Origin of the sequence: Streptomyces mesophilus (assembly GCF_011044995.1) — a bacterium.
In the GTDB taxonomy this organism is placed as follows: domain Bacteria; phylum Actinomycetota; class Actinomycetes; order Streptomycetales; family Streptomycetaceae; genus Streptomyces; species Streptomyces mesophilus.
Window position 1 is genome coordinate 1 of the sequence record NZ_JAAKZW010000312.1, and the last position, 7,790, is coordinate 7,790.

At 71.1% G+C, this 7,790-nt stretch carries 6 protein-coding genes; all 6 read right to left on the reverse strand.

Translation table 11 applies throughout. The features are described from left to right. Window positions 1-18: 18 nt before the first annotated feature. From G6045_RS37620 to G6045_RS37645, 6 genes are read right to left on the reverse strand one after another with little or no spacing between them, the layout of a single operon-like run. Window positions 19-621: a TetR/AcrR family transcriptional regulator gene (locus G6045_RS37620; RefSeq protein WP_165336733.1), complete on the reverse strand. Its 603-nt coding sequence runs from the start codon at window positions 619-621 to the stop codon at window positions 19-21. Then, window positions 609-1,343 carry an enoyl-CoA hydratase family protein gene (locus tag G6045_RS37625; RefSeq protein ID WP_165336734.1) on the reverse strand — a complete coding sequence of 245 codons (735 nt, stop codon included), beginning with the start codon at window positions 1,341-1,343 and terminating at the stop codon, window positions 609-611. The genes G6045_RS37620 and G6045_RS37625 overlap by 13 nt, the downstream gene beginning before the upstream one ends. 19 nt (window positions 1,344-1,362) lie before the next feature. Then, a complete protein-coding gene (locus tag G6045_RS37630; RefSeq protein ID WP_165336738.1) occupies window positions 1,363-2,934 on the reverse strand; it encodes a 4-coumarate--CoA ligase family protein in 1,572 nt (523 codons plus the stop codon). Between the two features lie 27 nt (window positions 2,935-2,961). Next, window positions 2,962-4,125 (reverse strand): acyl-CoA dehydrogenase family protein, encoded by a 1,164-nt coding sequence (locus G6045_RS37635; protein ID WP_165336735.1) that lies wholly within the window; start codon window positions 4,123-4,125, stop codon window positions 2,962-2,964. After that, complete coding sequence (locus tag G6045_RS37640) at window positions 4,122-6,128, reverse strand: ATP-binding protein (protein WP_165336736.1); 2,007 nt, start codon at window positions 6,126-6,128, stop codon at window positions 4,122-4,124. Before G6045_RS37640 ends, G6045_RS37635 begins: the two co-directional genes overlap by 4 nt. Before the next feature lie 17 nt (window positions 6,129-6,145). After that, window positions 6,146-7,753 (reverse strand): acyl-CoA carboxylase subunit beta, encoded by a 1,608-nt coding sequence (locus tag G6045_RS37645; RefSeq protein WP_165336737.1) that lies wholly within the window; start codon window positions 7,751-7,753, stop codon window positions 6,146-6,148. Window positions 7,754-7,790: the final 37 nt, after the last annotated feature.

Consider the following 7,790-nt stretch of genomic DNA (forward strand, 5'->3'; position numbering starts at 1 on the left):
CCCGGGGGGACCCCCGCCCTACCCAAGAGCCTCGTCGAGCAAGTGCCCCCACTGCCGTACGACCCGTTCGCGGCGCCCCGTGTCGTCGGTGAGGACGTTGGCGAGGCCCAGACCGCGCGCCATGTCGAGGAGGCCCTGGACGGTTTCGCGGACGCCGGGCCGTGACTCGTCGGCGTCGAGGAGGCGTACGGCGATGCGGTGGGTCTCGCGGCCGACGCGGCCCTCGAGTTCGGCGACGCGGGCGTGCAGCGCCGCCTCGTGCGAGGCCGCGACCCACAGGTGGAGCGCGGCGCGGAACAGCGGTCCGGTGTAGAGGTCGACGAGCGCCGCGACCACCTCGGCGCGGGTCTTGGCGGACAGCTCGCGCAGGGCGTGCGAGCGCTGTTCGGCGACGTACTCGACGGCGGCCGTGAACAGGTCCTCGCGGGTGGGGAAATGGTGCTGGGCGGCGCCTCGGGAGACACCGGCGCGCTCGGCGACGACGGAGACCGTGGACCGCGCCCAGCCCAGTTCGGCGAGGCAGGCGACGGCGGCCTCCAGGAGCCGCATGCGGGTGGCGCGGCTGCGGTCCTGCTTGGGTGCGCGGTCACTGTGTGCGGCAGCCGGTGTCACAGCACCCATGGAGCATCCCGTCGCTCGAAGAAGGCGGTCATGCCCTCGCGCGCGGGGCCGGAGGCGAACAGGGTCGCCGACCGCTGGACCAGGTCCTCCGCATCGCGCTCGAAGGCTTCCAGGACTCTGGCCGTGACCAGCCGTTTTGCCTCGGCGAGGCCCTGCGGTGCGGCCTTGCGGAAGGCCTCGCAGACGGCTTCGACGGCCGGCCCCACCTCGTCCACGGCCTCGGTGACCAGTCCGATCCGGGCGGCCTCGGCGGCATCGAAGCGTTCGCCCGTGAGGTAGTAGCGGGAGGCGGCTCGCGCGTCCATACGGGGCAGCAGGGTCAGCGAGATGATCGCGGGCGCCACCCCGATCCGTACTTCCGTGAACGCGAAGGTGGATCCGGTGGAGGCGAGCACCAGATCGCAGGCGCCGAGCAGCCCGAGCCCGCCGGCCCGCGCGCTGCCGTCCACACGGGCGACGACGGGCTTGGGCAGCTCGACGATCGCGCGCAGCAGATCGACGAAGGAATACGGATTGGCCGGTGACTTGAGGTCGGCGCCCGCGCTGAAGGTGGGTCCGGTGTGGTCGAGCACGACGGCCCGTACGTCCTGGTCGACGGCGCACCGTCGCAGGGCGTTGGCCAGTTCGGCGACGAGGTCCGCGGAGAGGGCGTTGCGGTTCTCCGGGGAGTCCAGGGTGAGGGTGGTGATGCCGCGCTCGTGTTCCCGCCCCACGTACTTCATCGGTCTGTCTCCTGGTTCCTCAGGCGTTGGTCGCCTGGTCACGGTCCCGCAGCTGCCGCCGCAGGATCTTTCCGGTGGCCGCGCGCGGCACCGTCTCGATGAACTCCACGGCCCGCACCTTCTTGTGCGGGGCGACGTGCTCGGCCACGTACGCCTGGACATCCTCCACCGTGAGGTCGGCGGCCGCGCGGACCACGTATGCCTTCGGGTACTCGTTGCCGTCGGCGTCGTACACCCCGATGACCGCCGCGTCCGCGATCCGCGGGTCCCCGATGAGGACGGCTTCAAGCTCGGCGGGTGCGACCTGGAAGCCCTTGTACTTGATCAGTTCCTTGACCCGGTCGACGATGAACAGCCACCCGTCCTCGTCGACCCGCCCGACGTCCCCGGTGTGCAGCCAGCCGTCCTCGTCGATCATCGCGGTGGTCGCGTCGGGCCGCCCGAGGTAGCCCTTCATCACCTGCGGGCCGCGGAAGACGACCTCGCCCTCCTCGCCGGGGCCGAGGTCCTTCGCCGGGTCGTCGAGCGAGACGATCCGCATCTCGGTGCCGGCGAGCAGCTTGCCGACGCTGCCGTGCGGGATGGGCCGGTCGATCGGGGTGACGTGGGTGGCGGGCGAGAGCTCGGTCATGCCGTAGCCCTGGCCCACGGGGACGCCGCCGAGGCGGGCCGAGCAGGCGGCGGCGAGTTCACCGTCGAGCGGGGCGGCCGCGCTGATCACGTAGCGGACGGAGGAGAGGTCGAAGCGCTCGACCACCGGGTGCTTGGCGAGGGCTAGGGCGATCGGCGGAACCACGTACAGGCCGGTGATGCGGTGTTTCTCGACGGCGGTCAGGAAGCCTTCGAGGTCGAACTTCGGCAGCACGACGACCGTGGCGCCGTGGCTGAGCGGGGCGTTGAGCAGTGCGGTGAGGCCGTACGCGTGGAAGAACGGCAGGACGGCCAGGATGCGGTCGCCGGGGCCCATGGGCATCGTCGGGTACAGCTGCGCGAGGTTGGTGGCGACCGAGCGGTGGGTGAGCATGACGCCCTTGGGGACGCCGGTCGTGCCGGAGGAGTACGGCAGGACCGCGAGGTCTTCGGACGGGTCGATCCCTACGGCCGGCGCCGGGAGGTCCGCGCCGACCATGTCGAGCAGCGAGCGATGCCCCTCGGCCTGGTCGCAGACGATGATCTCCCGTATCCCGCCCGCGAGTTCGGCCGCGGCCTGCGCGACGGGCAGGAGCAGGGAGACCGTGACGATCCAGCTCGCTCCCGCGTCGCGCAGCTGCTGGGCGAACTCCTCGGGGGTGTACAGCGGGTGCACCGTCGTGACCGTGGCGCCCGCGCGGGTCGCGCCGTAGAAGGCGACCGGCCACAGGATGGTGTTGGGGCTGTGCAGGGCGACGACGTCCCCCTTGCGCACTCCCGCGTCCGCGAGTCCGGCGGCCACCTTGCGGTGGAAGCCGTCGAGCTGCGCGTACGAGAGCGACCTGCCCTCGACGCCGTCGATCAGCGCGGGCGTCTCACCGAACTCGGCGGCCCGGCCCAACACGGCTTCATGGATGGGCAGTTCTACGGGCGGCACTGCTGCGTACTCACTCTGGAACACCATGTCGGGCCTCCGTACAAGGGTGGGCTAGTACGACTTGGGCAGACCGAGGGTCTGGTGGGACACGAAGTTGAGGATCATTTCCCGGCTCACGGGGGCGATACGCGTGACGCGGGCCGCGGTCACCAGTGAACCGAGACCGTACTCCCGTGTCAGCCCGTTGCCCCCGAGTGTGTGCACGGCCTGGTCGACGGCCTTCACACAGGCTTCGCCCGCCGCGTACTTGGCGATGTTGGCGGCTTCCCCAGCTCCGAAGTCATCGCCCTGGTCGTAGAGATGGGCGGCCTTCTGCATCATCAGGCGCGCCAGTTCCAGTTCGATGTGCGCCTGCGCGAGGGGGTGCGCGATGGCCTGGTGCGCGCCGATGGGCGCCTTCCATACGCTGCGGTCCTTGGCGTACGCGATGGCGCGGGCGAGTGCGTAGCGGCCCATGCCGATCGCGAAGGCGGCCGTCATGATCCGCTCGGGGTTGAGGCCCGCGAACAGCTGGAGCAGCCCCGCGTCCTCGTCGCCGACGAGCGCGTCCGCCGGGAGGCGCACATCGTCGAGCACGAGCTCGAACTGCTTCTCGGCGGCCTGGATCTCCATGTCGATGACGTGGCGCTGGAAGCCTTCGGTGTCGCGCGGGACGATGAAGAGGCAGGGCTTGAGCTTCCCGGTCCGTGCGTCCTCGGTGCGGCCGACGATGAGGGTGGCGTCGGCGATGTCGACGCCGGAGATGAACACCTTGCGGCCGGTGAGGATCCAGCCGTCGCCGTCCCTGCGGGCGGTGGTGGTGATCCGGTGCGAGTTGGAACCGGCGTCGGGCTCGGTGATCCCGAAGGCCATGGTCTTCGTGCCGTCCGCGAGACCGGGCAGCCACTGCCGCTTCTGCTCCTCGGTGCCGAAGCGGGCGATGACGGTGCCGCAGATGGCGGGGCTCACGACCATCATCAGCAGCGGACTGCCGGCGGCGCCCAACTCCTCGAGGACTATGGACAGTTCGGCGATCCCGCCGCCGCCTCCCCCGTACTCCTCGGGCAGGTTGACCCCGAGGTACCCGAGCTTGGCGGCCTCGGCCCAGAGCTCCTCGGGGTGGCCGCCGCCCCGTACGACCTTGGTGAGGTACTCGCGTCCGTAGCGTGTGCCGAGCGCGGCGACGGCGGCACGCAGGGCCTTGCGCTCTTCGGTCTCTATGACGGCGGCGCTCATGGGGTCTCCTCGGTCGGTACGGGGTGTACGGCGTGCTGTGCGGGCGGCACTGGCTGTACTTCGCGCTGTGCGGGCGGCACTGGCTGTACGACGGCGAGCAAGGTGCCCGGCTCGACCTGGCGGCCGGGGGTGACGTGCAGAGCGGTGAGGGTGCCGGCGGCGGGGGCGGCGATCCGGTGCTCCATCTTCATCGCCTCCAGCCACAACAGGGGCTGTCCGGCCTGGACTTGGTCCCCCTCGGCGAGGCCCTCCGCGATACGGACGACCGTGCCGGGCATGGGAGCGAGCAGGCTCCCCGGGGTGAGGGCGCGCTCGGGCTCCGGGAAGCGGGGATGGGGGGTGAGGGTCCAGGTGTGGGTGCCGTGGTCGACGTGGATGTCGCCGCCGTCGTACGCGTGGATGTCGCCGCCCTCGTACGCATGGATGTCGCCGCCGTACGCGTGGATCGCGAAGTCCCGTCGGATGCCGTCGACTTCGAGCGTCACGCGGTGCGCGTGCGCCTCGACGACACGCGCCCCGGGAACGCCGACGAGCTCGAATCCGGTACGGGTGCGGTGGTAGCGGATCTCGTGCCGGTCGCCGCCGGCGTAGACCTTCAGCTGGGGCTGCGAGGGAAGGTTCCGGTAGGCACCGAACCTCGGCCCGGCCGCAGCGCGACGGCAGGAACTCGCCACCGCGGCCGCCGCGGCCGCGTACACCTCCGCCACCGGAGCGTCGTCCGCGACCAGCGACGACAGATGACGGTCGAAGAACCCGGTGTCCATGCGGCCGGACGCGAACTCCTCGTGCCCCAGGGCGCGGACGAGAAGGTCCCGGTTGGTCACGACCCCGTGCACCCGCGTCCGCCCCAGCGCCCCGGCCAGCCGCCGGACCGCCGAGGAACGCGTGGGCGCCCACGCGACCACCTTGGCCAGCATGGGGTCGTAATGCACCCCTACCGCGTCCCCCGACGCGAAGCCCGTGTCCACCCGTACCCCTGAAGGGAAGGCGAGCAGGTGCAGCGTGCCGGCCTGCGGGGCCCAGGCGGCGGACGGGTCCTCGGCGTAGAGGCGGGCCTCGACCGCATGACCGTCGGGTGCGGGCGGCTCACCAGGGAGCGGCTCCCCCTCCGCCACCCGGAGCTGAAGCTCCACCAGGTCCACCCCGAACACCGCCTCGGTCACGGGGTGTTCGACCTGTAGCCGCGTATTCATCTCGAGGAAGTACGCCCGGTCGCCGGCCACGAGGAACTCCACCGTCCCGGCGCCCACATAGGACACGGCCCGCGCGGCCCGTACGGCCGAGGAGCGGATCTCCGCGTCCAGCGCCGGGGACAGCCCGGGCGCGGGCGCCTCCTCGATCACCTTCTGATGCCGCCGCTGCAGCGAGCAGTCCCGCGTCCCCAGCGCCCACACCGTCCCGTGCGTATCGGCGAGGATCTGCACCTCGACATGCCGCCCGCCCTCGACGTACGGCTCGACGAACACCTCTCCGTCCCCGAAGGCGCTCAGCGCCTCGGCCCGCGCGGCCGTCAACTCCTCGTCCAGTACGGAGAGTTCGCGCACGACCCGCATGCCGCGACCGCCCCCGCCCGCGGCCGCCTTCACCAGCACCGGCAGATCGTCGGCCGTGACCTCCGTGAGCGGCGCGATGCCCATCAGCTCCTTCGCCCGCGTCTTCGAGGCCATCGCCTCGATGGCCTCCGGCGGCGGCCCGATCCACACCAGGCCCGCCGCCCGCACGGCGCGTGCGAACTCGGCGTTCTCGGACAGGAACCCGTACCCGGGATGGACGGCGTCCGCTCCGGCCGCGAGCGCAGCCTTGACGATCAGCTCGCCGCGCAGATACGTCTCGGCGGGCGTCGCGCCCGGGAGCCGTACGGCCGCATCGGCCTCGCGTACGTGGAGCGCGGACGCGTCCGGGTCCGCGTACACCGCGACCGTCGCGATGCCCAGCTCGCGGCAGGTCCGGAAGATCCGGCAGGCGATCTCTCCCCGGTTGGCCACAAGAACAGAAGTGATCACGTGAACTTCAACCCCACTCACATCCGGAAGACACCGAAACCGCCCCGCGCGCCCTCGTAGGGCGCGTTGTGGATCACCGACAGGCACAGGCCGAGGACCGTGCGCGTATCGCGCGGGTCGATGACGCCGTCGTCGTAGAGCCGCCCGGACAGGAACATCGGCAGGGACTCGGACTCGATCTGCTGCTCCACCATCGCCCGCAGCGCGGCGTCGGCCTCGGCCGCCTTGTCGTCGTATGGCAGCCCCTTGGCGGCGGCCGACTGGCGGGCCACGATCGACAGGACGCCCGCGAGCTGCTGCGGGCCCATGACGGCGGATTTGGCGCTGGGCCAGGCGAACAGGAAGCGCGGGTCGTACGCCCGCCCGCACATCCCGTAGTGCCCGGCGCCGTACGACGCGCCCATCAGGACGGACAGATGCGGGACGCGTGAATTGGACACCGCGTTGATCATCATCGCGCCGTGCTTGATGATCCCGCCCTGCTCGTACTCCTTGCCGACCATGTAGCCGGTGGTGTTGTGCAGGAAGAGCAGCGGGATGTCGCGCTGGTTGGCGAGCTGGATGAACTGGGCCGCCTTCTGGGACTCCGCGGAGAAGAGCACGCCCTGCGCGTTGGCCAGGACGCCGACCGGATAGCCGTGCAGGGACGCCCAGCCGGTGGCCAGCGAGGTCCCGTACAGCGGTTTGAACTCGTCGAAGTCCGAGCCGTCAACGATCCGGGCGATGACCTCGCGCGGATCGAAGGGGATCTTGAGGTCGCCGGGGACGATGCCGAGGAGTTCGCCCTCGTCGTACTTGGGCGGCTCGGCGGGAGGCGGATTCTCGTATGCCTTGCGCCAGTTGAGCCGGGAGACCACGCGGCGCGCCTGCCGGAGCGCGTCGTGCTCGTCGGCCGCGAGGTAGTCGGCGAGTCCGGACGTACGGGCGTGCATCTCGGCGCCGCCGAGTTCCTCGTCGCCGGACTCCTCACCGGTGGCCATCTTGACCAGGGGCGGGCCGCCGAGGAAGACCTTGGCGCGCTCCTTGACCATGATCACGTGGTCGCACATTCCGGGGACGTACGCGCCTCCGGCCGTGGAGTTGCCGAAGACGACCGCGACGGTCGGGATGCCGGCCGCGGAGGACTGGGTGAGGTGTTTGAACAGGGCGCCGCCCGGGATGAAGATCTCCTTCTGGGAGGGGAGATCCGCGCCGCCCGATTCCACGAGGTGGATCGACGGGAGACGGTTGGCGTGGCCGATCTCGTGGGCGCGGAAGGCCTTCTTCAGGGTCCAGGGGTTGGACGCGCCGCCGCGTACGGTCGGGTCGTTGGCCGTGATCAGGCACTCGACGCCCTCGACGAACCCGATCCCGGTGACCATGGAGGCGCCCACGGGGTAGTCGCTGCCCCAAGCGGCGAGCGGCGACAGCTCCAGGAACGGGGTGTCGGGGTCGACCAGCAGCTCGATCCGCTCGCGGGCGAGCAACTTGCCGCGCTTGCGGTGCCGTTCGGTGTACTTCTCACCACCGCCCGCGAGGGCTTTGGCGTGCTCGGCGGCGAGCTCGTCGAGCTTGGCGAGCATGGCGGTGCGGTGGGCTGTGTAGTCGGGGGATGCGGTGTCAAGGGCTGTGGACAAGAGGGTCATCGGGGTTCTCCGCTGGTCTCGGCGTTATCCACAGGCG

What these genes read in the sequence shown, in the direction of transcription:
- G6045_RS37625 (WP_165336734.1), bottom strand. Translation starts at nt 1,343, where the DNA reads ATGAAGTACGTGGGGCGGGAACACGAGCGCGGCATCACCACCCTCACC.
- G6045_RS37645 (WP_165336737.1), bottom strand. Translation starts at nt 7,753, where the DNA reads ATGACCCTCTTGTCCACAGCCCTTGACACCGCATCCCCCGACTACACA.
- G6045_RS37635 (WP_165336735.1), bottom strand. Translation starts at nt 4,125, where the DNA reads ATGAGCGCCGCCGTCATAGAGACCGAAGAGCGCAAGGCCCTGCGTGCC.
- G6045_RS37620 (WP_165336733.1), bottom strand. Translation starts at nt 621, where the DNA reads ATGGGTGCTGTGACACCGGCTGCCGCACACAGTGACCGCGCACCCAAG.